Annotated in this window: 20 protein-coding genes and 1 other RNA gene; 8 read left to right on the top strand and 13 right to left on the bottom strand. The window is 65.1% G+C overall.

The genetic code is table 11. The features are described from left to right. Positions 1 to 19: 19 nt before the first annotated feature. Entirely contained in the window at positions 20 to 466 is a 447-nt protein-coding gene (locus AC6RV7_RS16905; RefSeq protein WP_500095208.1) for a GxxExxY protein, read from the bottom strand. A gap of 49 nt (positions 467 to 515) precedes the next feature. Beyond that, a complete protein-coding gene (gyrB, locus tag AC6RV7_RS16900; protein ID WP_500095207.1) occupies positions 516 to 3,080 on the bottom strand; it encodes a DNA topoisomerase (ATP-hydrolyzing) subunit B in 2,565 nt (854 codons plus the stop codon). 166 nt (positions 3,081 to 3,246) lie between these two features. On the opposite strand from gyrB, the gene AC6RV7_RS16895 reads away from it, so the two are divergent. The 3 genes from AC6RV7_RS16895 to AC6RV7_RS16885 all read left to right on the top strand — a co-directional run bounded on the left by AC6RV7_RS16895 (position 3,247) and on the right by AC6RV7_RS16885 (position 6,173). Next, positions 3,247 to 3,966, top strand: a complete 720-nt coding sequence (locus AC6RV7_RS16895) for a zinc ribbon domain-containing protein (RefSeq protein WP_500095206.1) — start codon at positions 3,247 to 3,249, stop codon at positions 3,964 to 3,966. Between the two features lie 240 nt (positions 3,967 to 4,206). Continuing rightward, complete coding sequence (locus AC6RV7_RS16890) at positions 4,207 to 5,265, top strand: glycosyltransferase (RefSeq protein WP_500095205.1); 1,059 nt, start codon at positions 4,207 to 4,209, stop codon at positions 5,263 to 5,265. Continuing rightward, a complete protein-coding gene (locus AC6RV7_RS16885; protein WP_500095204.1) occupies positions 5,262 to 6,173 on the top strand; it encodes a glucosamine inositolphosphorylceramide transferase family protein in 912 nt (303 codons plus the stop codon). Before AC6RV7_RS16890 ends, AC6RV7_RS16885 begins: the two co-directional genes overlap by 4 nt. A gap of 31 nt (positions 6,174 to 6,204) precedes the next feature. On the opposite strand, the gene AC6RV7_RS16880 is transcribed toward AC6RV7_RS16885, so the two are convergent. From AC6RV7_RS16880 to AC6RV7_RS16870, 3 genes are read right to left on the bottom strand one after another with little or no spacing between them, the layout of a single operon-like run. After that, a complete protein-coding gene (locus AC6RV7_RS16880; protein WP_500095203.1) occupies positions 6,205 to 6,867 on the bottom strand; it encodes a response regulator in 663 nt (220 codons plus the stop codon). Further along, a complete protein-coding gene (locus tag AC6RV7_RS16875) occupies positions 6,864 to 7,997 on the bottom strand; it encodes a sensor histidine kinase (protein WP_500095202.1) in 1,134 nt (377 codons plus the stop codon). The genes AC6RV7_RS16880 and AC6RV7_RS16875 overlap by 4 nt, the downstream gene beginning before the upstream one ends. Before the next feature lie 42 nt (positions 7,998 to 8,039). Beyond that, positions 8,040 to 8,903 carry a hypothetical protein gene (locus AC6RV7_RS16870; RefSeq protein WP_500095201.1) on the bottom strand — a complete coding sequence of 288 codons (864 nt, stop codon included), beginning with the start codon at positions 8,901 to 8,903 and terminating at the stop codon, positions 8,040 to 8,042. Between the two features lie 274 nt (positions 8,904 to 9,177). On the opposite strand from AC6RV7_RS16870, the gene rnpB reads away from it, so the two are divergent. Further along, positions 9,178 to 9,609: RNase P RNA component class A (rnpB, locus tag AC6RV7_RS16865), an RNA gene on the top strand. Between the two features lie 31 nt (positions 9,610 to 9,640). Here the strand turns inward: rnpB and AC6RV7_RS16860 are convergent. The 7 genes from AC6RV7_RS16860 to AC6RV7_RS16830 all read right to left on the bottom strand — a co-directional run bounded on the left by AC6RV7_RS16860 (position 9,641) and on the right by AC6RV7_RS16830 (position 18,845). Next, entirely contained in the window at positions 9,641 to 11,437 is a 1,797-nt protein-coding gene (locus AC6RV7_RS16860) for a hypothetical protein (RefSeq protein WP_500095200.1), read from the bottom strand. 2 nt (positions 11,438 to 11,439) lie between these two features. Beyond that, a complete protein-coding gene (locus AC6RV7_RS16855) occupies positions 11,440 to 11,604 on the bottom strand; it encodes a DUF5989 family protein (RefSeq protein WP_500095199.1) in 165 nt (54 codons plus the stop codon). A gap of 20 nt (positions 11,605 to 11,624) precedes the next feature. Next, on the bottom strand, positions 11,625 to 13,445 hold the full coding sequence (locus AC6RV7_RS16850; RefSeq protein WP_500095198.1) for a carbamoyltransferase family protein: 1,821 nt from the start codon (positions 13,443 to 13,445) through the stop codon (positions 11,625 to 11,627). A gap of 26 nt (positions 13,446 to 13,471) precedes the next feature. Beyond that, positions 13,472 to 13,849, bottom strand: coding sequence for a hypothetical protein (locus AC6RV7_RS16845; protein ID WP_500095197.1), 378 nt, complete (start codon positions 13,847 to 13,849; stop codon positions 13,472 to 13,474). 156 nt (positions 13,850 to 14,005) lie between these two features. Beyond that, on the bottom strand, positions 14,006 to 16,441 hold the full coding sequence (locus AC6RV7_RS16840; protein ID WP_500095196.1) for a TonB-dependent siderophore receptor: 2,436 nt from the start codon (positions 16,439 to 16,441) through the stop codon (positions 14,006 to 14,008). Between the two features lie 264 nt (positions 16,442 to 16,705). After that, positions 16,706 to 17,830 carry a LacI family DNA-binding transcriptional regulator gene (locus AC6RV7_RS16835; protein WP_500095195.1) on the bottom strand — a complete coding sequence of 375 codons (1,125 nt, stop codon included), beginning with the start codon at positions 17,828 to 17,830 and terminating at the stop codon, positions 16,706 to 16,708. Then, positions 17,781 to 18,845 (bottom strand): LacI family DNA-binding transcriptional regulator, encoded by a 1,065-nt coding sequence (locus AC6RV7_RS16830; protein WP_500095194.1) that lies wholly within the window; start codon positions 18,843 to 18,845, stop codon positions 17,781 to 17,783. Before AC6RV7_RS16830 ends, AC6RV7_RS16835 begins: the two co-directional genes overlap by 50 nt. A gap of 654 nt (positions 18,846 to 19,499) precedes the next feature. Between AC6RV7_RS16830 and AC6RV7_RS16825 the strand changes: the two genes are divergently transcribed. The 3 genes from AC6RV7_RS16825 to AC6RV7_RS16815 all read left to right on the top strand — a co-directional run bounded on the left by AC6RV7_RS16825 (position 19,500) and on the right by AC6RV7_RS16815 (position 22,985). After that, positions 19,500 to 21,194: an MFS transporter gene (locus tag AC6RV7_RS16825; protein ID WP_500095193.1), complete on the top strand. Its 1,695-nt coding sequence runs from the start codon at positions 19,500 to 19,502 to the stop codon at positions 21,192 to 21,194. 109 nt (positions 21,195 to 21,303) lie between these two features. After that, entirely contained in the window at positions 21,304 to 22,647 is a 1,344-nt protein-coding gene (locus tag AC6RV7_RS16820) for a GH1 family beta-glucosidase (protein ID WP_500095192.1), read from the top strand. Between the two features lie 65 nt (positions 22,648 to 22,712). Next, positions 22,713 to 22,985 carry a hypothetical protein gene (locus AC6RV7_RS16815; protein ID WP_500095191.1) on the top strand — a complete coding sequence of 91 codons (273 nt, stop codon included), beginning with the start codon at positions 22,713 to 22,715 and terminating at the stop codon, positions 22,983 to 22,985. 24 nt (positions 22,986 to 23,009) lie between these two features. Here the strand turns inward: AC6RV7_RS16815 and AC6RV7_RS16810 are convergent, their stop codons facing one another. After that, entirely contained in the window at positions 23,010 to 24,053 is a 1,044-nt protein-coding gene (locus AC6RV7_RS16810; protein WP_500095190.1) for a hypothetical protein, read from the bottom strand. 139 nt (positions 24,054 to 24,192) lie between these two features. Between AC6RV7_RS16810 and AC6RV7_RS16805 the strand changes: the two genes are divergently transcribed. Continuing rightward, positions 24,193 to 24,888 carry a hypothetical protein gene (locus AC6RV7_RS16805; RefSeq protein ID WP_500095189.1) on the top strand — a complete coding sequence of 232 codons (696 nt, stop codon included), beginning with the start codon at positions 24,193 to 24,195 and terminating at the stop codon, positions 24,886 to 24,888. Positions 24,889 to 24,914: the final 26 nt, after the last annotated feature.

Below are 24,914 nucleotides of genomic sequence, written 5' to 3'. Positions count from 1 at the left end.
GATTAAGCGCGATGGGGGATTAAGCGCGAAGACGCGAAGTGGGCGAAGATTCGCGAAGAGGGGTTTGGAAATCGAGGTTCAGAACGCGATGCAGGCCCTCTTTCAGGAGAGGAACGTTGAAGTTGATGAGCAGGCCGAGGGGCAGCCGGCTGAGTCGAAGATAAGTGGTGAGTTGAACGCGGTGCACGGGTTGGATCGCTTCGATGGCTTTCAGCTCAATGAGGAGCTGTCGATCGACGAGCAGGTCGGTACGGTAGGCGTTGGACACAACGTGTCCGCGATAAGTGATGGGGAGGAGTTGCTCGCTTTCGATGTGATGACCGCGAGCGGTGAGTTCGAGATTCAGGCACTCGCGATAAGCGCTCTCGAGCAGACCGGGGCCGAGCGCGCGGTGAACCGCGAGCGCAGCGTCGATCGCGTCGCGCGCGATCTTTTCGATCTGTTCTGGAACAACAACCCGGCCCATGTCTTGGCGCACCTTTGCGGCTCTTGGCGTCTTCGCGCTTAAGTAAGACTCAAACGTCCAGATACTGGACGTTGAGCGCGTTGTCTTCGATGAACTGGCGGCGGGGCGGGACTTCGTCGCCCATCAGGAGCGTGAAGAGCGCGTCGGCCTTGGCGGCATCGTTGATCGAGACTTTGAGGAGACGGCGCTTCTCCGGATCCATCGTGGTCTCGAAGAGCTGCTTCGGGTTCATTTCGCCCAGACCTTTGTAGCGCTGGATCGAGAGGCCCTTGCGGCCGTTGGCGCGAATCTGCGTGACGATTTCGAGCGGCGAGCGGAGCTCGAGCTTGTTCTCGCTCTTCTGGCCGGGGTTTTCGGTGATGATGTAACGCGGCTCCTCGGTGGCGCTGAAGCGATTGATCTCCAGGCCGGTGTCGGCGATCGCTTTCAACAGCTTCGCCATTTCCGTGCTCTCGTAGATTTCGTGCAGCGTGATGCGTTTGACGGGTCCGGCGGGTTTTTTCGGCTCCTTCGGCTCGCTGGGACTCGCCGCTCCGGCATCTCCGTTGGTGGGTTCGGTCTGCTCGGCAACATCGGCGTCGAGGCCGTGGGCCTGGACAAAGACGGCGCGCGCGGCTTCGTCGCGCAGGAACTCGTGGCTCTCCTTGTTGCCTTCGCGGATGCGCGCGATGTAGCGCGGCAGCGCGTGCGTTGCGGGATCGTGGGCGTCGAGGTATTCGGCGAGCGCCGCGCCGTAGCGGGTGACGCCGCTGCCGAGCTTTTCGAGCGCGGCGAGATTTTCGACGATCCGGTCGATTTGCGCGGGATCGAAGACGTGGTTGTCGGCGAGGCGCGTGAGCACCACGTCCTCGGAGCCGAGCTCGAGGAGGATGCGGTTGAGCTGCTCGTCGTTGTCGACGTATTGCTCGCGCTTCTTGCGCTTGATTTTATACAGCGGCGGCTGGGCGATGTAGACGAAGCCGCGCTCGAGCAGGCCGCGCATCTGGCGGTAAAGGAACGTCAGCAGCAGCGTGCGGATGTGGGAGCCGTCGACGTCGGCGTCCGTCATGATGATGATCTTGTGGTAGCGAGCCTTGCCGGCGTCGAACGCGCCCTCGCCCTCGTGGTCGCCGATGCCGGTGCCGAAGGCGGTGATGAGGGTGCGGATTTCCTCGTTGGCGAGGACCTTGTCGATGCGGGCCTTCTCGACGTTGATGACCTTGCCGCGAAGCGGAAGGATCGCCTGGTAGCGACGGTCGCGGCCCTGTTTGGCAGAGCCGCCGGCGGAGTCGCCCTCGACGATGTAGAGCTCGCAGAGCGAAGGATCGCGTTCGGAGCAGTCGGCGAGCTTGCCGGGCAGGCCGCCGCCGGAGAGCGCGCCCTTGCGGACGGTTTCGCGGGCTTTGCGGGCGGCCTCGCGGGCGCGGGCGGCGTTGAGGGATTTGTCGATGATCCGCTTGGCGATGTTCGGATTGGCGCTGAAGTAGAACATCAGGCCTTCGTAGGCGACGGAGCCGACGATGCTCTCCACTTCGGGCGAGAGCAGCTTCACCTTGGTCTGCGACTCGAATTTCGGGTCGCTGTGCTTGATCGAGATGACGGCGGCGAGACCCTCGCGCACATCATCGCCGGTGATCTGCGGATCCTTGTCCTTGAGGAGATTGTTTTGCTTCGCGTGCTGGTTGATGGCGCGCGTGAGGGCGCTGCGGAAACCCGACAAGTGCGTGCCGCCGTCGGGATTGTGAATCGTGTTGGTGTAGCAGAGGACCTGGTCGTTGTAGGTGTCGTTGTATTGGAGAACGACGTCGACGTGCACCTCGATGGATTTGTCCTCGAGCTGCTGGGTGGTCTCCTTGTGAAACGCGATCGGCTTCGGGTGCAGGGTTTCTTTGCCCTGGTTGAGCTGTTTCACGAACTCCTCGATGCCGTCCTTGTAATAGAATACTTCCGGTTTCGGCGTCGCGGGGCGCTCGTCGATGAACGTGATCTCGAGGCCGCTGTTAAGAAAGGCCAGTTCGCGCAGGCGCTGGGCGATGCGGTCGGATTTGAAGACGGTCGTTTCCTGGAAGATCTCCTTGTCGGGCTTGAACGTGATGAGCGTGCCGGTGCCCTTCGCTTTGCCGATGACCTCGAGTTTGCGCACGGTCTGGCCGCGCTCGAACTTCATGTGGTGGACCTGGCTGTTGCGGGAGACCTCGACCTCGAACCATTCGGAGACGGCGTTGACGCACTTCGCGCCGACGCCGTGGGTGCCGCCGGAAAACTTGTAGCCGCCCTGGCCGTATTTGCCGCCGGAGTGGAGGGTGGTGAGCACGAGCTCGACGCCGGGCAGGCCGGAGTCCTTGTTGATGTCGACCGGGATGCCGCGGCCGTTGTCGCGGATGCTGATCGAGCCATCGACGTGGATGGCGACCTCGATCTTGGTGCAATGGCCGGCGAGATGCTCGTCGACGGAGTTGTCGAGCACTTCGGAAACGCAGTGGTGCAGCGCACGCTCGTCGGTGCCGCCGATATACATGCCGGGCTTCTTGCGAACCGCCTCCAGACCCTTGAGCTGGCTCAGTTTCGAAGCGTCGTAACTCTCGACGATCTGCGGGTTTTTGGCGGTGTTTTCGGAGACGGATTCGTCGGGCATGAAAGGGTGTTTTGAGAGGGAAAAGGGAAAGGTAAAACCTGCCGATCCGGGCCGTTTGACGCGAGGGTTTTTTTGGAAAAAAACTCACGTAAATTGCCCTTTTCTTTCGCTTTAAACGGGAGGTTTCGTTTGACCGCAGTCCCCCCAGCGGGGCAGGCTCCCAACGATGCTTAACGCCACGCTGGAACAGCTGTTGATTTTGCAGGACCGGGACACCCGGAAGCGTTCGCTGGAGGCGCAGTTGAAGGCTGTCCCGGGCGATGTCGCGCTGGTGGAGCAGAAAATCGGAGCCGAGAAAGCCGCCATCGACACGGCCAAGGCCGAGTTGAAGAACCTCGAGACGCGGAAGAAGGGGCTCGAAGGCGAGATCGCGGCCGCCGAGGAGAAACTGGCCAAATACAAGACGCAACAGTCGCAGGTCCGGAAGAACGACGAGTATCAGGCGCTCGGCCTGGAAATCGAGCACACGGAAACCGCGATCGGGAAACTCGAGGAGCAGGAGCTCGAGGTGATGTATGCGATCGACGAGGCGAAGAAAAAATTCGCCGCAGCCGAGGCGGTGTTGAAAGCCAACATTTCCGGTCACGAATCGCGCATCCAGGTGCTGCGCGAGCGCACCGCGAATCTCACGGAGGAATTAAAGGGCGCCGAAGCGGAGTTGACGCAGGCGCGCACGCCCGTCGCCGAGCCGGCGCTGCGAATCTACGATCGAATCGCGTCACGCAACATGCCCGCCGTGGTGGCGATCCGCGGCGGCAAGTGCGGCGGATGCCACCTCCGGGTCTCCAGCGACGTGGAATCGAAAGCCCGGGGCAAAAGCACGGAGCCGGGCCTGCAACTCGCCACGTGCGACCAATGCGGGCGGATCGTCTACTGGGACGCGTAACGGCGCGGCTCCCGTCAGCATTCGTCGAAGCCTGAACGGAGCCAACCGACCGCTGCGCCGGTTTTCGGGGAGCGAACGACGCGTCAGCGCAGGGCAAACGGCTGGCGTCCGTCTCAGGTGTCGGGCTTGGCCCGACAGCAAAAATCGGCCGCGTCCGACAGACGCGCGAGACGGGCTCGGGTAGCATGCCGGCGCCTATTCCCGGCCAAATCCCTCGCGGGGAGCCGCGGACGGCGCGCCATGACACCCGCTCGTATTCTCCACGTCCTCTTCTCGTCCCGCATCGCCGGGGCCGAGCGTTACTGCATCGATCTTGCCCGTCGTCAGGTCGCGTTGGGCCATGAGGTGCACGTGGCCGGTCGGACGGGTTCGCCGCTGCGGCAGGCACTGGGGCCGGCGGTGACGTTTCACGGACTTCGCACGCCGTTCTTCCTCGCGCGACGGCTCCGGACGCTGGCCAATCGTCTCGACGCCGACATTTGCCACGGACATCTGAGCGGGGCCTGCAAGGCGCTCGGTTCGCTCGGCGGTGAGCGCCGCACCGTGGCCACGCTGCATGTCGGCTACAAACCGCACCAACATGCGCGGCTCAATGGCGTGATCTGTGTCAACCGCGCCCAGACGGAGGGGCTCGACGGTTATGCCGGCCGCGTTCGTGTCATCTACAACTGGATTCCGGCCGCGACCGACCTGCCGTCGCACGCGGGTTTGCGCGCGGAGCTGGGATTGAAACCCAGCCGCTGGCTCGTCGGCGCAGTCGGACGACTGCATCGCAGCAAAGGCATGGACGTCCTGATCGCGGCGTTCAAAGCCGTGGCGCCCGCGGATGCGGCGCTGGTGATTATCGGCGAAGGTCCGCAACGCGCCGCGTTGCAGCGTCTCGTCGGAGACGATCCACGCGTCTGGTTGGTGGGGCATCGCGGCGACGTCGCGGCGTGTCTCCGCGATCTGGATCTGTTCGTGTCGCCCTCGCGCGAGGAGTCGTTCGGACTGGCGATTCTCGAGGCGATGAGCGCGGGGCTGCCGATGATTGCCACGGCGACGGAAGGCCCGGCGGAATTTTTGTGCAGACATCCGGTGCGGCAGGTGGAGCCCGGCTCGGTGCCGGCGCTCGCCGCCGCTCTCACGTCAGCGTGGAAGGCGCACCGACCGGGGGTCGTCGCTCGGGTCGATTACGATTTGCGCGAGTTCGATCCCTCCCGGCGCGTGGGAGAAGTGATGGAATTTTATTCCGAGGTGAGCGGCCGGGCGATGTCGCCGGCGGCAGCGATGCCGGTGCTGGCGGCGGTCGGCTCATGATACGGGCGCCGAGTTCGGATTTCTGGCACGTGGGCATCGTGCCGGCGCCGATTGCGAAGGCGGCTGATCCGGCGGCACTGGCAGCGCTGCGCGAGCGCATCGTCTGGCTGCCGGAATCCGGCCGCTGGCGTTATCTCGCGGACCCGTTTGCGGTGTGGCGGGATGAGGCGCTGCACGTGTTCGTCGAGGCGTTCGACTATCGCACGAAGCACGCGGTGATCGAGCACCACGAGTTCTCCGCCGACCTCTGCTGGCGCGACGCGGGCACCGCGCTGGCGCAGCCGTTTCACCTCTCATATCCGTTTCTCGTCCAGGACGGGGGCGAGACGTTCATGATTCCCGAGAGCCATCGGGCCGGTGAGGTCGCGCTTTATCGCGCCACGGCATTTCCACGCGGCTGGCAGCGGGAGACGGTGCTCCTCCGGGATATCCCGGCCGCGGAGGCCTCGGTTCTGCGGCATGAAGGGCGTTGGTGGATGTTTTTTACCGTGGTCGGAAAACCGGCGCGCGATCAACGCGAGTTGCATCTGGCTTGGGCGGAGACGCTCACCGGTCCGTGGCGTCTGCATCCGGCGAATCCGGTGATCGACGACCGCAGCGGCGCGCGGCCGGGCGGCACGCCGTTTGTGGAAAACGATCGCATCGTCCTGCCGGTGCAGGACTGCGGCGGCACCTATGGCGGCGCGATCCGGTTGCTCGAGTTTCAGGAGCTGGGAGCGAAAAAAGTGCAGTGGACGCGCCGCCCGCTCCGGCTGACCGGCGATCTGGTTTCGAGCTCGCATCGCGACGGTTTCCATACGCTGGCCGCGTGTGGCGACGTGACGCTGATCGACGTCAAACGCGTCGATCGGTCCTGGCAGCGGATCGGCGTCGACTGGCGGCGTCGCCTCGCCCGCTGGCGCGGTTGAAGAACCGCAAGCAACCCACCGTCGCCGAGGGTCAGGCGCGGTGGTATTTCTCGGCCCAGCGCACGGCCTCGCGCACGAGTTCGGCGCCGTTGGCGAGACGGAGCTTGTCCTTGATGCGAGCGCAGTAGGCTTGAACGGTTTTCATGCTGACGTGCATGTCCTCCGCGATGCGTCGCGTGGGCAGACCCTCGCCGAGCCGGCGAAAGACCTCCAGTTCCCGATCGCTCAACATCTCCGTGATGCTGCGTGTGACCGGCGACGGCGTGCCGATGAAGCGCTCGGCGATTTTGGCGAGAAGTTCCGGCGCGGCGTAGATCCGGCCGGCCAGCACCTCGCGGATGGCTTCGACGATCCGGTCGGTCGATTCGCGCTTGGTCACGTAGCCTCGCGCACCCGCGCGCAGCGCCCGTTCGGCATAGGAAAGCTCCTCGTGCATCGAGAGCACGATGATGGCCGTGCCGGGGAGTTGAGCGGCGATGTCCTTGATGAGGTCGAGGCCGGAGGTGTCCTTCAGCGACAAATCGACGATCGCGATGTCCGGCCGGCTGGCGATGATGGCCGCGAGGCCGGTGGGGGCGTCGGCGGCCTCTCCCGCAATTTCGAAATCGGGTTGCTCGCGCAACAGGTTCGCGAGCCACTCGCGCACGAGCGGATGATCGTCGACAATGAAGACGCGGAAACGGCGAAAGTTCACGATGGAGCAGAGACGGAGGCGGAAGGGAGAGGCAGCAGACAGCGGATGCACACGCCGCGCCCGGGAGCGGTGACCAGCTGAAATTCCGCGCCGATCAGTTCGCTCCGGTGGCTCATGATGCGCAAGCCCATGCCGCTGGGATTGTGGTCCGACGGAAGTCCGGCGCCATCGTCCGCGATGGCGAGTTCGAGGCGGGTATCGTCGGCGACGAGGGAGATCGCCAGGTGCGATGCCTGTGCGTGGCGCACGGTGTTTCGCGCCGCCTCCTGTGCGATATAGAAAAGGTGGGAACTGGTCGCGACGTCGATGGGAGGGGTGTCGCCGCGTTGGGAAAAGGTGCAGTCGAGCGGGTGCTCCTGCCGGATGCGGGCTGCGAGTTCCTCGAGCTCCAAGGCCAGATCGCGGGGTTCGACGCGAGCGAGCAGCAGCCCGCGGGCGATGTCGCGGGTGCGCGCGATGCTGTCCTGGATGAGTTGCACGACCCGGCGGGCATCCGGCGCGAGCGGGTGATTGCCCGTGGCCAGACGCCGCTCGAGCACTGTCGCGGCCATGGCGGTGGCGGTGAGATGCTGGCCGAGCCCATCGTGAAGGTCCCGGCCGATGGCGCTGCGCTCCCGCCGTCCGATTTCCATCATCTGCTTCTGCAGCTGGTCGCGCGCCTCCACCGCCTGGTTCAACGCGGTCGTGCGCTGCCGGACCCGCCGTTCGAGCGTATGCTGAAGAGAGATCAGCCGGTGAAACGCCCAGATGAGGATGAGAAACACGACGAGTTCGGCGAGCCGGTTCCACAGCACCGGCAGCGGCCGCACCAGCGTGAGGATCCCGGCGGCGATGTCGCCGCCCAATCGGACGGACACGGCGGTCGCGGCGACGGCGGCGCCCGCCTGCCAGCCGAACCAGGTGACGGCGAGCAGCGTCGGCACCAGGTAGAACAATTGAAACGAGAACCAATAACCCGTGAGATAGTCCACCGTGCCGATCGCGACGACGAGCGAAACCACAATCGCGGCGGAGCGGAGGCGACTGCGGCGGTTCGCTCCGCTGGCCCACGGCAACGCCGTCGCTCCGCCCGGCGGATTCTCCGCGGGCGGCGGGACATTTTCCCGGGGAAAACGAGAAGGCGGGTTCACGCGGCGGGTCGGGCTGAACCCTTTCGCAGCGCGGTCGCCTCGTCAATGCGCGCCCGGCGGTTGCGGAGCCGGCGCCGCATTTTGACGCCGGCGACGCCGGGCGACTACGATGGAGCCGGCGAGCAGGGCCGTGCCGGCCCAGGCGTAAGTTGACGGTTCAGGCACGGGACTGATGAGGGTGGGCACGACGTCGATCGTGCCGAAGGAAAACGGCGCCGAGGGCGTGGTGCGGAAGGTGCCCGCGGCGAGCCGGTCGAAAAACGTCTCGAGTGTCGCCGCGGGAGCGAGATCGAGCCGGTAGCCGTTGCCGAGAAGGATGCTGGAGTTGAACATCGTGGCCGCGTCGTAAGGCGTCGCCAAGCCGAGCTTCGCCACGCTGCCGGAGGATTGGAGCGAGAGCTTCAGCGGCAGATCGAGGATCGCGACATCGTTGAGCACCGGGGTCAGCGCCGTGGCGCCGTCGAAGAGCTGGAGCGAGGCAAACTGCAGGGTGAAATTGAAACTCACGGTGCCGCTGGACGGCAGCGAGTTGCCGGCGAGCTGCAGGCTGCCCAGACTGAACGTATCCAGGGTCTGGATGCCGGAGAACGCGTTGAGCGGGTTGGCCGTGCCGTTCGAAGGCCGGTAGACGAGCGTGGCCGAGCCGGAGCTTTTCGCGGCCTTCAGGGAAAGCGCGCTCGAGAACACGTTCGCGCCGTTCTGATTGATGGCGCCGACGCTCGCGTAGCCTGGCGGAGTGGCGGCGTATTTCGGAGTGGCGGTCGCGCCGCCCGACGTCGTGATGCCGGAAAAACGCGCTTCGATGCTGCCTTGAATCATGAGCTGGGCGCGCGTCGGCAGGACCAGGGACGCGAGCGCAACGGGAAGGACGAAAGCTCGAGGGAGCCGGAGGAGTGAGCGAATCATGAGAGAAGGGCGGAGCCCGGGTTGTGTGGTTGCGGAACGTTGAAGCGGTGTCCCAAGGTCGCTGCCCGGCGCTATTTCCGCTACCTGAAACCGGCGCCTGGACCCCGGACCGCGGCGTCGGGGCAAGCTGCGCGACCGCGGCGATTTGTAGGACGGCGCCGGACAGCGCGAGTCGCGGCGAACCGCGAGGCTTGCGGAGCGGAAGGCGGGGCGTTTACTTGCGGCCTGGCATTGGGGCTTGGTTGTCGCTCCGAGTTCTTTGATCCCAAGGCGCGGGTAACGCCGCGCCCGTTTTAGAAAGTTCGGAGAGGAAAGTCCGGACACCACAGGGCAGGATGCCGCACGAGCTTCACCGCAAGTGCGGGCACCGCGTCTCAAAGCGCGGTGACGGACAGTGTCACAGAAAATCAAACCGCCCCTTTGAGATTTCAGGTTTCAAATTTGAGATTTCAGAACGGGTAAGGGTGAAAAGGTGGGGTAAGAGCCCACCGCGCCGGCAGCGATGCCGGCGGCACGAAAAACCCCATCCGGTGCAAGGCAAAATAGGTGACTGGGCGGCCCGTCCAATAGTCACGGGTATGCTGCAGCGCGCGGCGCTCGCGAAAGCGATCGTCGCGAGCCGGAGTCTCCGCGAGGAGCCTCCGAGAGAAATGACAACCGAAGCGCCGCAAGGCGTGGAACAGAATCCGGCTTACCGGCCCCAAAGCCATTTCGTTTTTCCCGATCTGCCGATCGCGTCACTGCGGCGGCAGGTTCGGGTAGCGCGGTTCGAGTGCACGGGCGCGCGCGAAAACCGCGTCGGCCTCCGCCGTGCGACCGAGCGCGCGCAAGGCCCAGCCCAGCGGCACCAGGGTGTCGACATCGTCGTCGATCCACACGCGCGCGCGCTCGAGCAGCGGCACGGCCTCGGCCGGCGCCTGTCGCGCGACGAACATCGCGCCGGCGTTGCGCGCCAGGATCCAGTCGTCGGGTGCGGTCTCCAAGGCGCGACGGTAGAGCTCGCGCAGCGCCGGCAACGCGTCCGCTCGGCCGAGCAGGTCGGTCGCGCGCGTGGCACGCTGCTCCCAGGCGGCCAGCCTGATCGCGTGGTCGATCTGGCCGGTGAACGGCGCGACGCGGAAGCGGTTGACGAGCTCGAGGGCGATCATCGCCTGTTCGTGGGCCGTATAAGCGAGCCGAATACGCGCGGTCTCGTAGTCGAACGGCTCGGGGATGCGGTCGCCGATCAGCCGGCGCCGGGCGAGGTCGGACGAAACCTGGGTGAAGAGTGTGCGGGCGACCTGGTAGGCGCCCCGGAAGGTGAGGTGCACATGCTCGTAGAGAAGATCGTCGCCGACGAGGCCGGCGCGGCTTTCGCGTTCGAGCGCGGCGACGAGATCGATGACCTCGGTCCCCTCGGGCAGCGTGCGCCGCAGGTGGCGGATCGTGTCGTTGAGGGTCGAATCGGTCCGGAAGCGCAAGGCGTCGCGGTCGACCGCGCGCGAGAGCAACCTGCGCGCATCGTCATCGCGACCCTGGGCGAGCGCGAGGCGGCCGGCGCGGAACAGCAGCTCCGCGTAGCCGTCGTCGAGGGCGAGTGCCGCGCGATAGTCAGCGTCGGCGGCCGCGAGGTCGCCATTGCGTTCGGCCTCCTGCGCCGCGGCGTAATGTGCGTCCCAGCGTGCGCGCTCGTCGTCGGTGAGATCCGGCCGGTGGAGTGAAAGGAATGGCGCGAAATCGCGCAGGTTGACCGGCACGGTGCAGAGCAGCGTGTGGGCGCCGGCGGCACGGGCCGATTCGGCGATCGCGCGGAGATTGGCGGCGAAATGCTCGCGCACCGCGTCGAGCCGCGGGTCGTCGGCGGGGATCTGTTGCCGGAGGAACATCGGCATGCCGCCCCATTCCCGTGCGGCGCTGTCGTTTCCGGTCGCGCGGCGGGAGAGCTCGCCGACCAGCTGGCCCGTGTGCGTGCGCTTCAAGCCGGCGAGCGCTCGCACCGCGACCTCGCTTTGGAAAAAAGGGGCGAAGACGCCGGCGGGACCGAACGGGCCGATGACTTCGTTGTGTCCCTCGTAAACGATGAACAGATCGGGTTCGAGTTTCGCGCAGTCGGCGGCGATGTCGCGGACCACGTGCGAATTGATCGCCGTGATCGCGGCATTGACAACTTCGAAGTGGATTTCCGGATACGCCGCCTGGAGCATCGACTCGAGGATGCGCCCAAAGGAGAACGACGGCTCCGGATCGCCCATCGCGGCGGAGCTGCCGAGCACGAAAATGCGGTAGTTGCGGGCGGCTTTTTTTTCCGGGAGGCGAAAGGGCAGTGGACGGCGGACGAGCGCCGGCGAAAAATAGGCCGCGGTGCACCAGCGGTTGTCGCGCCAGAGGGTCTCGCCGGACGGAAGCGTTTCACGCCGCGCGAAATGCGGCGAGTAACCATAGCCGATCAGGCGGAGCGTGCCCTCGAGAACGACGAAGACCAGCAGGCTGCCGGCCAGCGCGAGGATCGCGGCGTAGAGGAGCTTGCGCGGCAGGGAGAGAGGGCGGGCGGCCACGTCTAGAAGAGCGAGTAGATGAAGGGCGAGATCGTCGAAACGGACACGACCAGCAAGCCCACGAGCAGGAGCAGGAGGACGGTCGGGACGATCCACCAGGCCTTGTTTTCCCGGGCGAACTCGGAGAGCTCGTGGAGGAGGCGGAGCAGGCTGCGAAAGGCGCGCATGCGAAGGTCGGCGATGAAGGTTAATCGGGCGCGAACACGCGAGCTCCGGAAGAGGGCAACACCGAGGAAGGGAGCAGGCGTTTCTCGAGGAAAAAGGGGCCGAGCGCCAGCGCATCCATGTCGGTGGCGAAAAAAACCTCCAGCGCCTCGCGGGGGTGGCACACGGGCGGTTCGCCACGGACGTTGAAGGAGGTGTTGACGAGCACGGGGCAGCCTGTGAGCGCATGAAACGCACTCAGGACGGAATGCAGCGCGGGGTTTTCGGCGCGGTCGACCGTCTGAATCCGGGCGGAGGAGTCGACGTGCGTCACGGCGGGGATCGAAGATCGTTCCGCCCGCAACCGGGCGGCGAGATCCGTGCGATCGGTTGGCGCGTGGCTGGTCTTTCGGTGCGGGGCGGCGACCGGAGCGGTGAAAAGCATGTAGGGCGACGGGATGGCGAGGTCGAACCACGCGCTGGCATGCTCCGCGAGCACGACCGGGGCGAACGGGCGAAACGATTCGCGGAACTTGATCTTGAGATTAAGCCTTTGCTGCATGTCCGCCGAACGGGGATCGGCGAGGATCGAGCGCGCGCCGAGCGCCCGCGGGCCGAACTCGGCCCGGCCGTGAAAGAAGCCGACTACGTCGCCGGCCGCGAGACGTTCGGCGACCCGTGCCACGAGCGTCTCCGCCGCGAGCGGGGTTGCCGGCAGTCCGCGCGCGGCGAGCGTGGCGGAAATCTCTGCAGGAGAGAACTCCGGTCCGAGGAACGCACCGTGCATCGCGTCGTGGATTCCATCCGCCGGACGCGAGATGTTGTGTTGAGAAAAATGATACGCGAGGGCAGCCCCGAGCGCACCGCCCGCGTCTCCGGCGGCGGGCTGAACCCAGACCCGGCGGAACGGCCCTTCGCGTCCGAGCCGGGCGTTGGCGACGCAGTTCAATGCCACCCCGCCTGCCAGACAGAGGTTTTCCTCGCCCGTGTCGGCATGCAGCGTGCGGGCCAGCCGCAGGACGATTTCTTCGGCGACCTCCTGAATTGAACGCGCAACGTCGCAGTAATGCTGGGTCAGCGGCGCTTCCGGCGGTCGGCGCGGCTGGCGGAACAACGCGTCGAAACGAGGCCCCGTCATCGCGTCGCCGCGCAAATAGCCGAAGTAGTCGAGGTTGAGACGAAACGACCCGTCGGGTCGCAGATCGAGCAGGTGCTCGCGGATGAGCGGGACGAAGCGCGGCTCGCCGTAGGGCGCGAGGCCCATCAGCTTGTATTCGCCGGAGTTCACGCGGAAACCGCAGTAGTGCGTGAAGGCGGAGTAGAGCAGGCCCAGCGAGTGTGGAAACCGCAGCTCGCGCAGAAGTTCGATCCCGCCGCCGTGGCCACGGCCCAGCGCCGTCGTGGTCCACTCGCCGACCCCGTCGAGCGTGAGTATCGCGGCGCGGTCGAAGGGCGACGGGAAGAAGGCGCTGGCGGCGTGCGATTGATGATGGCCGGCGAAATGGATCGGCGTGGGCGGAGCGCCGAGGACGCGAAGTTCGTCGGCGATCACGGACGGCAGCCACAGCTTGTGCTGCAGCCAGTCTGGCATGGCCGCGGCAAACGCGCGAAAGCCTCTCGGCGCCATCGCGGCGGCGGTGCTGAGGATGCGCTCGAACTTGAGGAGCGGCTTTTCGTAATAAACGACCGCGTCGATCGGGCCGGAGGCCTGCGCGAGACAGAAAGCGGCCGCGCCGCGGGGGAACGACGCGTCGTGCTTGATGCGGCTGAAACGCTCCTCCTGCGCGGCGGCGACGACGCGGCCCGCTTCGACGAGCGCGGCCGCGGAGTCGTGATAGAACGCGCTAAGACCGAGGATGCGCATCGGCGGGCTGGCGGAATTGTGGGCGGTCAGAATTGACGATCGAAACGCGGCGCGCTGCGCGGGAGATCCGCGAGGTAAGTCGCCTGCGTCGAGTCGGGTCCCAGCGCGAGCGCGGCGTGACCGCGGAGGGCGCGCCAGCAGCGAATCGGCGTGAACACGCCGAAATAGACGAGCGCGAGAACGAACCAGGAGAAACCGACCGCGACGGCGCGCGCGCCGCGTTGCAGCAGCCGATGCACCGGGGCGTGCCAGCGCGGGAGGAACCAGGCAAGCATCGCCAGGAGCGAAAAGACCGCCGCAGCAATCGCGGCCCAAACATGTCGGGTCAACAACCAGAGCGAGAGCGAAACGACACCGGCGACGGTGGCTTCAAGACGCGCGCGAAGAGAGGAGGGCAGGGGCATGTCGCGGGGGTGGACGGAGTCTCGCGCAGCGAGAGGGTGGCGGAAGCAAAAAACGCAGGTCCGTCTGCAGGCGGCGGTGCGAGGGGGCGTCGCAAAAGAAAAAAGGAGGGCGGGGAGTACTCCCGCCCTCCGATGAAACGTTGCTGACTGATCGACTCAGAAATCGAGACCGACGGTGAGGCTGTAGATGACCGGCGTCTTCACCTCGTAGGGCTGCGTGGAGCGGACATTGGCGGAGCCGGTGGCCTTCCAGCCGACGAACTGCTCCTGCTCGGTGAGGTTCTTCACGTTGAGCTGAATGAGCGAGCTGTAGCCGAGGAACTTGAAGCGGTAGCCGGCGAAGATTTCCGCGTAGAACGTGCTCGGGTAGTAGCGCGCGCCGCCGCCCGGGCCGTTGTAATCCTGCAGCGCCTTGCCGGCGTATTGGAGACCCGTGCCGATGTAGGCGCCCTTCAGGGTGTCGCGAGAAAACGAATACTTCGTGAGCAGCGCGACCTGGTCCTTGATCGAGCCCTGCGTGGCGCGGCCGAGCTGGGAAGCGTCGGCGGACTGGGTGACCTCGTTGGTGTTGTGGGCGTAGCTGAGCATGATCTGCCAGTCGCGGGTGGGCTGGAAGATCAGGTCGGCTTCGTAGCCCTTGGACTCAATCTCGCCGGCGGGGAAGAAGTCGCCCTGCGCGAGGAGAGTCTCGCGCGTCTGGCCGGGGAAGTTCGCGGCGCGCTCGGCGTCCGACATGGCGTCCCAGCGCTGGACGTTCTGGTTGAAGCCCGGCGAGATCTGGCGACCGCCACCCTCCTTGCGGATCTGGTAATAGCTGATGGTGCCGCTGATCTTGCCGTCGAGGAGCTCGACCTTGACGCCGCCTTCGTAACTCTTGCCGATCTCGGGCGGCATCTGGACGCTGAAACTGTTCTTGTCGGTGGACGGGAACAGCGACGTGGCGTGCACGGCGAAGATGGAAATCTCCTTGGTGACATCGAACATCGCGCCGACCATCGGCGAGTTCTTCGAGACCTCGGTGACGTTGGCGGGACCGCCGGCACCGGAGGTTTGGACGAGCTTCAGGTTCGTGTGATTGATCGCCGCGTTGAGCTTGAGGCGGTTTTGGAGCATCGAGCCCTGCCAGGCGGCGAAGTAATAGTCGTTGGAGTTGTTCTCGCGATTCCAGCCGCCGTTGCCGGTGTCGGCGACGAAGTCGTTCGGCGGAATGGTGGGGACGTTCTCGGTGTTGATGTTGGCGCTGACCGGGAAGATGAGAACGTTGGTCGTGGTCGAGGGCTGCGCGTAGCGCTGGGTGAGGAAGCGCTCGCCCCAGGCCGCGCCGCCGATGGTGAAGGTGTTGCGGATCTCGCCGATATCGAACTTGTAGATACCGGTGGCGCCGTAGCCGTGCATGTGGTTGCCCCAATCGCGGTAGTGATAACCGAGGCGGATCATTTCGTTGGCTGCGCCCGGATTGATCCAGCCGGTGTTGCCGTTGGTGTCCCAGGCGGCGCCGCCGCCGGAACCGTTGGCTTCCCAGCCGTTGGAGTCGATGTTGAGGCGCTTGCCGTATTGCCAGTAGGCGGTGACGCTCAGCTGATCGTTGAAAGCGTGATCGATCGTGCCGCGATATAATTCCGTATCGATCGAGCGCGGGTTGGTGCCGGTGGACCAATTCCACTCCCACGGAATGTTCGGGTGGTCGATCTGCAGCGGGATGGACGCGCCGTTATCGAGGACGTTGCCGGCGGCATCGCGCTCGGCGCGCGTGAAATAGCCGAGGCCGTTGTTCTTTTCGCGATAGCCGTCCTCCATGAGGAACTTCAGCTGCGTATTGGGGAACGGCTGCCACTCGAGGTTAAGCTGGGCGTAGCGTACCGTGCCGTCGGAATGCGCGCGCTCGTCCTTGGTGTCGGCATGGGCGCCGTTGAAGCGCACGCCGAACTTTCCGCCGCCGACGTTGCCGGTGTAGTTGGCGTCAATCGTGCCGCGGTATTCGCCCTCGTTCTGCACGGAGGCGCGGAGCGAGGTGAAGTTTTCGCGGAAGTCGACCTGCTTGGTGATGCTGTTCATCACGCCGCCGGCGTAGGACAAACCATAGAGCGGACCGGCGGGGCCCTTGACGACTTCGACGCGCGCGAGGCCTTGCGTGTCGATGGGATCGTATTGGCGGATGCCGTCGCGCAAGCCCCAGTTCTGGACGAATCCGCGGAACAGAAACGCATTGTAGGCCTGCTGAATCGGATTCGACGAACGGGTGTCCGCGCCGCCGTTCACGAGCGAGGCGTTGTAGCGCTCGAGGTCGACCTGGTTGGTGATCAGGAGATCGTCGTAGAAATCCTTCGTGAACACCTGAATGTTCAGCGGGATGTCCTTGATCGGGGTGTTGGTGCGTGTGCCCGCAATCGAGTTCGAAGCCCGGTAACCGGAGTCGCGCTCGGTCGAGACATTGAACGGCGAGAGCGTGACGACTTCGCCGTCGGCCGGCGCGGCGGCGCCGGATTGCTGCGCAAATCCCGCGGTGCCAAGCGCCGGGAGGGCCAGGAAAAAGCCGGCCCGAATAAGTCCGGGGCGGCGATGGATGTTAGGTCTTTGTGTGGGATCGTTCATAGGACTGACGTTTTACTGCGTGCGCCGGCGCGAGCCGGCATTCGGGGTAGGCAAGTCGAACGCGAATGCGAAAGGGGAGGCAGAGCGACGCGGGGAAGGAGACCGCGGGGTGGGTCTCGGTTAAGCGCGGCCCGGGCGCGAAACTCAAAGCGTTGCCGACTCTATGAGTTTAATGACGGTCCGCGGGAGCGCCGGCGCCGCGACGGCTCCCGCCAGACAAGGATTGCACCCGAAATTTGGATACGGGGATTTTACCGATGCCACTCAGTTCCACTCCACACCGGCGCGTCGGACGCGCGGCGGAGCGGTGGTGCCATCCTGCCAGTACCCGGGAATGTAAGTGATCGTCTGCGCCTCGGGCACGCCGCGCTGATAGGCGTCGGTCATGATCGCGAGCTGTTCCATCGCACGCTGCCCGACCAGGCGGTGGTTCTGCACGACTCCCGCGGCGTGCGGCAGGCCGGGCGGGACGTCGAGCGACGCGAACGCGACATCCTGCGGGAGCCGCAGACCAGCGGTCGCGAACACGTCGAACAGCTCGTTCCAGTTCGAAATGATGACGTCGACCTTGTGCTCGTGCATCCATTCCGGAATCAGGCGCGGCAGCATCGGCACCTCGGCGAGACTGAAGATCAGCGGCGGCACGCACTCGGCTTCCGGCAGCGACGCCTGCTCGATGAGCACGCCCATGCCAAAGGATTCGCCGAGGCGCGTCTGGTCTTCCCGCGCGGTGGCGAGACCGATCCGCCGGTAGCCGAGTTTGCGCAGGCGGCGCATCGCGAGGCGTGCCACCTGCAGCTGGTCGTTGGAGACCGCGTCCAGATTCGGCGTAAGGTGCAGACACTCGATCTTCACCGCGCAGAACTGCGCCCAGTCGAGGTCGAGTTGTTCGATGTCGATTTCAAAGGTGGACAAGAGCACTCCCGTGACGCCGCGCGCGGTGAGGATGGTGTTCAGTCGCGCCGGCGCGAGATGGCCGTGACCGACCACAAAGATGTCGAGCGCATGGCCGTGAGCTTCGGCTGCAGCCTTGGCGCCCGCGTAGACGAGCGGCTGGTAATGATTGCCGCCGAACAGGCGCGTCGTGCCCGCGTGCACCACGAAGGCGGAGTTCACCGATCGGGTCTGCTGCGTGCGCCGCGCGCGATGGAAGTTCAACGCGTCGAGAAGCGGGTCGCGTTGATAGCCGAACTCCTTCGCGACGGCGCGGATTCGTGCGCGCGTGACAGGCGGGATGCTGGGATGATCGCGCAACGCGAGGGACACCGTCGTGACATGCACGCCGGCCTGCGCCGCGATGTCGGCGAGCGTGTAGTAGCGCTTCGGCTCGGCAGTCGGGCTAGCGGCGGTCGGGGGCAGTGGGGCCGTCTTGCCAGGTGCTTTGGACATAAATGGACGAAGGGAAATCGGGCAGTCCGCGTTCGGTCGATTTGAGCTGTGTCACAACAATGGATACAGCGCGTTCGCCCACGAGGTGCAGGTGCGGCCGGATCCCGGCGAGAAGGCTGTCGGAATCGCAGACGCAGAGACAGGCAACGGCGACGTCGTCGGGAATTTTGAGGCCTTCCGCGCCGAGCGGAGTGAGGAGCGTGGCCCAGTTGCAAAGGACGGCGTCGACCTGATTGCGGCGGACCCAGCGGGCGATCATGCCGGCGAGCGTGGGCTCGTCGACGTTGTAGGGAAACAACAGCGGCGGCACGCGCCGGTCGCGCGGGATCGATGCTTCCTCCATCAAATAGCCCGCGGTGTGGCGGTGGCCGCAGGCATCCTCGTCAGCGCGGCCGACGGCGAGCCCGATCCGCTGGTAGCCGAGCGCGGAGAGCCGGCGAAACGCGAGTCGCACCTCCCGCAATTGGTCGTTGCCGATGACCGTCGCGTCCGGCTCGGTGTGACGCGAGTGGATCTTGGCGACAGCGTAGTCGTCCCAGTTGAGGGCGATCTCGGCGAAACCCGGCACGAAGCTGCCGATGACGAGTCCGGTGATTTCGTTTTCGCGGAGATATTTGGTGAGCGTGCGCGAATCGTGATCGTCCTCGCCGACGGCGAGCGGCTCGAGGCGATAGCCGAGCAGCTCTGCCTGGCGGCGCGCGCCTTGAAAGATCGCTTCAAGATGGGGCGGCCGCGGCGGCGCGAAACCGGAGCGGAAATTTTCCAGATAACCGATCCGCGGCGCGGGCGCGCAGACCGTGCCTTGCTGCCGGAAACGACTGAGCGCTTGAAACACGGGGTTGCGCTCATAACCGATGCGATCGGCGATCGCGCGAATCCGCGCGCGGGTGTTTTCGGGAATGCTCGGGTGATCGCGCAGCGCGAGCGAGATCGTGGTGATGTGGTAGCCGGATTCGCGGGCGACATCTTTCAACGTCGGACGGCGGGCACCGGCTGGCTCGGGTGAGCGATTCATGATCTCGGGCCGCGACTGGCGCGAGTCGCCGCCCCTGGCCGGACCGGAGCGCGGCATCCGACGAACCGGCCGCGCTGCGCCCGCGACCGGATGTCGACCACGGCAGAAAGTTGGAAGCTCCAAAAAGTGGGGAACTCCATTGGCGGGGGAAGGGCGTGTGGGTAGAGAACGCCGCTCAATTGCGGTGCGCACAAGATTGCGCCGCACTCTAACGTTTAGTGTAAAGCCGCGACTTAGTCGGATTCTGCCGGCTCTCTTCATCGGGTTTTACCCGCCCAGGCACGCTGCTGCTACGAGGGAAAATCCGAATTCACGGCGGGTCGATCGCACGTCCGCCGTCGCGCCGGAAAACGCCGGCCGCGACGGCGGGGCGGCGGCATCTACTCTAACGATGGAGTTGCGGGGTCATTCTCGCGAAAGCGGGGATGACCCAGTGTGCGGCCTTGCCCCTTCGTGTGTCATTCGCGCATCCGCAGCGTTGTCGGGTGTTTTCGCGCGTCGCGCGCTCTCGATGAGCGGCGGTGCGCGCGGCATTTTCTCCTGTCAGGCGGCTCACCGCCAAGGTTGTCCTGGGGTAGGCCGGCCGGAAGGTGAGTGCCTGGCGGGAGTTGTTGTCTCTGCCCGGGCGGGGACGCCACGTTTCCTTTTCGCTCCATGACTCAACTCCGCTCGTTCGCACGTCACGCCGTCTTCTGGGTGCCTTCGCTGTATCTCGCGATGGGCATCCCGTTCAATGTCGTCAACGGCACCGCCTCGACGATGTTCAAATCGCTTGGCGTGAGCGACGGCCAGAACACGGTGGCGCTCGGCAGCATCATCGTGGCGTGGTCGTTGAAGCCGCTCTGGGCGGCGTTTCTCGACATGTATCGCACGAAGAAATTCTTCGTGCTGGCGATGGAGGCGTTGATCGCGGTGCTGTTCGCCGGCGTGGCGATGGCGCTGCCGCTGCCGTCGTTTTTTCAGGTGACGATCGCGTTGTTGTGGGTCGCGGCGTTCGCGTCGTCGACGCAGGACATCTGCGGCGATGGCATTTATCTGACGGCGCTCGACCGGAAGGCGCAGGCCAACAGCGCGGGTTTCCAAAGCATGTTCTGGAATCTCGGCAAGGTGCTCGCGACTGGCGTGCTGATCAGCGGGATGGAGGCGCTCGCAAACGCGCAGGGTTGGACGCCGGTGAAGATGTGGATGGGCGTGTGGATCACGGCAGCGGTCGCGATGGCGCTTTTCGCCGCGTATCACGTGTGGGCGCTGCCGACCGGCACGATCGCGCACCGGCCGCACAACGCGCGCCAGGTGGTGCAGGATTTTCTCGGCACCGCGACGACGTTTTTCCACAAGCGCGCGTTCTGGGGGATGATCGCGTTCGTGTTTCTCTACCGGCTCGGCGAGGGGCTGCTGCTGGTGGAGGGGAAGCTCTTCATGCAGTCATCGGTCGCGACCGGAGGCCTCGGCCTTACGGCGGGGCAGGTGGCCAATATCGATGCGGTGTGGGGCACGATCGCGAACATCGTCGGCGGCGTTTTGGGCGGGATGTTTCTCGGCCGGATCGGCCTGAAGCGCGCGCTGCCGTTTCTCGGGCTCTGCCTCAACGTGCCGCACTTCACCTTCGTTTATCTCAGCCACTACGGCGCGGCGCATCACGGGCTCGACTACTCGACCATCGCACTGCTCGTGAGCATCGAGAAGTTCGGCTACGGTTTCGGATTTGTCGGCAACATGGTTTACATGATGCAACAACTCGCGCCCGGGCGGAGCACGATGACGCACTACGCCTTCGCGACGGCGCTGATGAATTTCATGCTCGTGCCGACAACGATGGCGTCCGGCCCGCTCGCGGAGTGGCTCGGGTTTTCGACCTTCTTCATCGTCGTGATGTTCGCGTCGGTCCCGTCGGTGTGGGCGGCGTGGAAGGCGCCCTTTCCGCTGGAGAACCTGAAGATGCCGCCGGCGACCGCGTCCGGCGAGCGCGCGGAGCCGATTACGCCGGACGATCCGTCCGAGCTCACCGCCGGGGCGCGCGAAGTGCAGGTGCTCGCCGGCCGGGCGTCGATCTACGCGATGCTCGGCGTGCTCACGGTGTTGTTAATTGATGCGAAAATCCTGGGTTCGCTCGAAGGCGGCGCGGCCGGCGGCGGTCGCGTGCAGTTTTACCTGCTGCTCGGGAGCGCGGTGTTGAAGCTGTTCCTCGCGCAGCGGACCTATCGCTACGCCCGCGAAGCGTCGACAGTGGCGGTACGGGTCGAGGACACGGTTTACTGGCGCAACGGCCGTGGGGCGCTGATCGCGACGGCGCTCGTGGCGATCGTCAGCGTGCTGGTGTTGGTGTTTGTCGGACGGCAGGCGTTTTGAGCGAGACCGAGGCAGGGCCTTCGCGACGCAGGGGGCCTCACCCAACCGATAGAGTGTGCCGGTCGTTGTCTCGGCGCGAGCACGTCGCACGGTGGCGCGCTCTTTCCACATGCAACCCGTTCGGTTCCCATCAAAATTTGTCTGGGGTGTCGCCGCCGCTGCGCCGCAAATTGAAGGGGCGGCATTCGAAGACGGCAAAGGGGCGTCGGTGTGGGACATGTTCAGCCGCTTGCCCGGGCGTGTCCGAAATGGTGATACGCTCGATCTCGGCTGCGATCACTATCATCGCTTCGACGAGGATTTCGCGCTGATGCGCGAACTTGGGCTGCGAAATTACCGGCTCTCGCTCGCGTGGCCGCGGATCGTGCCGGACGGCACGGGTGCGGTGAACGAGAAGGGCTTGGATTTTTACCGGCGGGTGTTCGATTCGCTCGAGCGGCACGGGATCACGCCGTGGGTGACGATGTTTCACTGGGATTTGCCGCAGGCGCTCGAGGAGGCCGGCGGCTGGCGAGGGCGTGGCGTGGCGGAGGCGTTTGCGCGGTATGCGGACACGATCGTGCGCGCGTTTGGCGATCGGGTGAAAAACTGGATCACGTTGAACGAGATCTTTTGTTTCACGACGCTCGGCTACGGCAACGGTCAGAAGGCACCGGGCGCGCGCGAGGGCGACGCCGTCGTGAATCAAACCTATCATCACGCGCTGCTCTGTCATGGCCACGCGGTGCGCGCGGTGCGTGAACACGGCGGCCGCGGGGCGCGCGTGGGGTTGACGGATAACTCGATCGTGACCGTGCCGATCGACAGCCGTCCGGAGAATATCGCCGCGGCGAAGCGGGCGTTTGTGACTGAGAACACGCGGGTGCTCGAACCGGTGTTTCGCGGGCGCTACGCGACGAGCTATTTGCGCGCAGCGGGAGCGGCGGCGCCGAAGGTGCAACGCGGCGATCTCGCGTTGATTTCGACGCCCACGGATTTCGTGGGCTTGAATCTTTATACGGGTCATTACGTGAGCGCGGGCCGGCGCGGGCGGGCGGAGCAGGTGGCGTTTCCGGCCGGATTTCCGCGCACGGATTGTCACTGGCATTATCTGATTCCGCAGGTGCTTTACTGGGGGCCGCGATTGTTTTGCGAGTGTTACGGGGCGCGCCCAATTTACGTGACGGAGCACGGCGCGGGCTATGACGAGCCGGCGCAGTGCGACGGCGAACTACCGGATGTGCACCGCTTGGAATGCGTTCGCCAGGGATTGCGGGCGTTGCGCGAAGCGATGACGGATGGCGCGCCGGTGAAAGGCTATTTCCTGTGGTCCTTCATCGACAATTACGAGTGGGAGGACGGCTACGGGCGGCGCTTTGGAATCGTGCACAACGATTTCGCGCGGCAGCGGCGCACGCCGAAGTTGAGTGCGCGCTGGTATGCGAACGTCATCCGCCAGAACGCGGTCCTATGAGCGAGGGTGCGGCGCGCGTGCAGGTGTGGCCTGCAACTTTTGCGTCGCGGAAGGGTTCTGGGGATATGAACACTTTCTGGAAAATCGTGCTGGCGGTGATCGTCGGCCTGCTCGTGGTGAAATTCATCCCGGTGCTGCTGGTGCCGGTGTTTCTGCTGGTGTGGGTGGGCGGTGTGCTGCTGGCGGGCGTGGTCGCCCTGGCAGGCGCGGGCTTGGGCCTGATAGCCGCTCTGGCGGTGGCGGCGCTGGTCGCCCTCGCGGTCCTGTCGCCGATCTGGCTGCCGGTGCTCGCGTTCGTCGCGCTGGTCGTGCTGATCCGGCGCCTGGCGCGGGCGTGAGGGCAGGCGTTCGGGGGAGACGCGTTACTCGGGCTCAGGGAATCTTCTCTCGAAGCACGCAAGCGGTGCGGGCTGTGCTTGCCGCAAAAGAGCGAGTCGACGTTGCACCTCTTCCAATCTGGCTGGTCGAATTGGACGGATGCCGAATGGGGCGCGTCGGCTCACGATTTGAGGGTTGGAGCGATATTCGCCCCAGCTTCTGCCCAGAAAAAAGGTATGCCGCTCGTGTCGGTAGTCCGCGAGAACCACGTCGCGAAAGGCGGCTTCGAGTGTGGCCGGACTGATGTCAAAGACGTCACGCAGCGCCTCGGAGTGAGATTCGCCCGCCGCGATCCGAGAAAGGAAATGCAACAACCCATCCCGGCCTGGCGCGTGTCTGCCGAACAGTGCGAGATGGATGAACACGGCGGATTGACGGCTGTGCTTGCTGACGAAGTCTCTGTCTTTGCAGGACGAACTTTCAGCGGTGGTGGAGAGAACCTCGTCATAAGAGATGACGTGTGTCGTGTAAGGAGCGGTCAGGGCATCTGGCGGCTTCCCGATCCGAGTTTCGTCGGACGTGATCTCGGCCATCGCCAAGGTCTGAGCCATTCCGGTTTCGAACCAAAGCGGCCATCGCGGACTCCGGAACACGAACGACGCGAGAACGACGTCCCGTCGCAAGGCATGCAGGACATCGGAGTCCAGTTCGGCTGTTTGCAGAATGATGCAAAGTTGCTCGGCAGTGGCCGCAACGATCGGGAGTGAGCGGTCAAGGGACGCCTTCTTTACCTTACCGGACTTCGTGACAAAGAAGGTCACCTTGGTGCCCACCGGCAGTGCGGCCTCGGGGGCGAAATCGCGCACGAAGGCGATGAAGGCGTCCAGATCGGCGAAGAACGCGTTCGCGTCGTCCGTCTTCAGATCGCACAGCGCATCCATGTTCGTGCCTTCCACAATTTGCCACCCGGTCGTGGATCGCACGGACAACTCCGGCAACGAAATGACGCCCGAGCTTGATTGCGAATGGAGCGGCGGCGTCAGGAATAACAGCAGGAGCAAAGTGAGCGGCCGGAGGGCGTTGAGCATGGAATTCGAGAGTGCTACTTTGGCGTCAGGTGAGCAGGGCCCGATTTTATTGCAATTATTATGCTCCGATCTTTGGCGACCTCCTGATCTGAGAATTTCACAGTCGCGCGGGAGGCGGGGCTCGGTTTTCTGGGGCGGAATGGCGGATGAGATTCCTTCCAAGATCGTCGGCGAAATTGCGTTTGTCGGACGCGGCGGAGGGCTGGTGAAGGCGCTCGCCGGTTTCAAAAAGGGCCACCACACGATCCCCGACGCGGCCAATGACGTGACGAACGCGTTTCTGGGAAAAATCTGCGCCGCTGAACTTGCCGACGAAGCGGAAACGCTGTTCCAGGCAGTTCGCGCCGGTTTCGGCTACAAACGAAAAAACCTTTCGCTCTCGCTTGGCAGTCCGCTCGCCGTGCTCGCGGCCAAGGATTTCACGGTCGAGATCGCCTACGAACTCGAGGTCGCGGCGCCGGAGCGTTACACCACTACGACGACCTTGCGGGCGTTGCGGGATGCGCGGCTCGCGCGTTCGGACGCGATGGCGTCGGTGTTCGCGGCGCGTTTTTCCGAGATCGCGTTCGCGTTGAAACGCGGGGCCCAGGTCGAGGCGGTGATCGATGCGATCGAGGAGCTCGAAGAGGATCAGCGGCTGTCCGTGCACTACCCATCGGATTGCAGCGAGTGCGAGATTCGCGTCGAAGGCGTCGACGCGCACGTGCGCTGCACCGGGATGTCACTCGACATGGTTTTCCCGCGACCGGGTGCGCCGGGCGAGTTGATCGAGGCATTTGCCGAGGTGCGTGCCGCGTTCGGGATCAGCCCGGAGTTGGCGGGGTTGATCGAATAAAACAAAAGCGGCGCTCCGTGGAGCGC

The organism is Opitutus sp. sgz309028, assembly GCF_059821195.1.
The sequence above is the reverse complement of the archived record's forward strand: the minus strand, read 5'-3'. Positions and strand labels throughout refer to the sequence as shown.

Coding starts and splice junctions, on each gene's coding strand:
- AC6RV7_RS16905 (WP_500095208.1), bottom strand. CDS start 466: ATGGGCCGGGTTGTTGTTCCAGAACAGATCGAAAAGATCGCGCGCGAC.
- gyrB (WP_500095207.1), bottom strand. CDS start 3,080: ATGCCCGACGAATCCGTCTCCGAAAACACCGCCAAAAACCCGCAGATC.
- AC6RV7_RS16895 (WP_500095206.1), top strand. CDS start 3,247: ATGCTTAACGCCACGCTGGAACAGCTGTTGATTTTGCAGGACCGGGAC.
- AC6RV7_RS16890 (WP_500095205.1), top strand. CDS start 4,207: ATGACACCCGCTCGTATTCTCCACGTCCTCTTCTCGTCCCGCATCGCC.
- AC6RV7_RS16885 (WP_500095204.1), top strand. CDS start 5,262: ATGATACGGGCGCCGAGTTCGGATTTCTGGCACGTGGGCATCGTGCCG.
- AC6RV7_RS16870 (WP_500095201.1), bottom strand. CDS start 8,903: ATGATTCGCTCACTCCTCCGGCTCCCTCGAGCTTTCGTCCTTCCCGTT.
- AC6RV7_RS16855 (WP_500095199.1), bottom strand. CDS start 11,604: ATGCGCGCCTTTCGCAGCCTGCTCCGCCTCCTCCACGAGCTCTCCGAG.
- AC6RV7_RS16850 (WP_500095198.1), bottom strand. CDS start 13,445: ATGCGCATCCTCGGTCTTAGCGCGTTCTATCACGACTCCGCGGCCGCG.
- AC6RV7_RS16845 (WP_500095197.1), bottom strand. CDS start 13,849: ATGCCCCTGCCCTCCTCTCTTCGCGCGCGTCTTGAAGCCACCGTCGCC.
- AC6RV7_RS16840 (WP_500095196.1), bottom strand. CDS start 16,441: ATGAACGATCCCACACAAAGACCTAACATCCATCGCCGCCCCGGACTT.
- AC6RV7_RS16835 (WP_500095195.1), bottom strand. CDS start 17,830: ATGTCCAAAGCACCTGGCAAGACGGCCCCACTGCCCCCGACCGCCGCT.
- AC6RV7_RS16830 (WP_500095194.1), bottom strand. CDS start 18,845: ATGAATCGCTCACCCGAGCCAGCCGGTGCCCGCCGTCCGACGTTGAAA.
- AC6RV7_RS16825 (WP_500095193.1), top strand. CDS start 19,500: ATGACTCAACTCCGCTCGTTCGCACGTCACGCCGTCTTCTGGGTGCCT.
- AC6RV7_RS16820 (WP_500095192.1), top strand. CDS start 21,304: ATGCAACCCGTTCGGTTCCCATCAAAATTTGTCTGGGGTGTCGCCGCC.
- AC6RV7_RS16815 (WP_500095191.1), top strand. CDS start 22,713: ATGAACACTTTCTGGAAAATCGTGCTGGCGGTGATCGTCGGCCTGCTC.
- AC6RV7_RS16810 (WP_500095190.1), bottom strand. CDS start 24,053: ATGCTCAACGCCCTCCGGCCGCTCACTTTGCTCCTGCTGTTATTCCTG.
- AC6RV7_RS16805 (WP_500095189.1), top strand. CDS start 24,193: ATGGCGGATGAGATTCCTTCCAAGATCGTCGGCGAAATTGCGTTTGTC.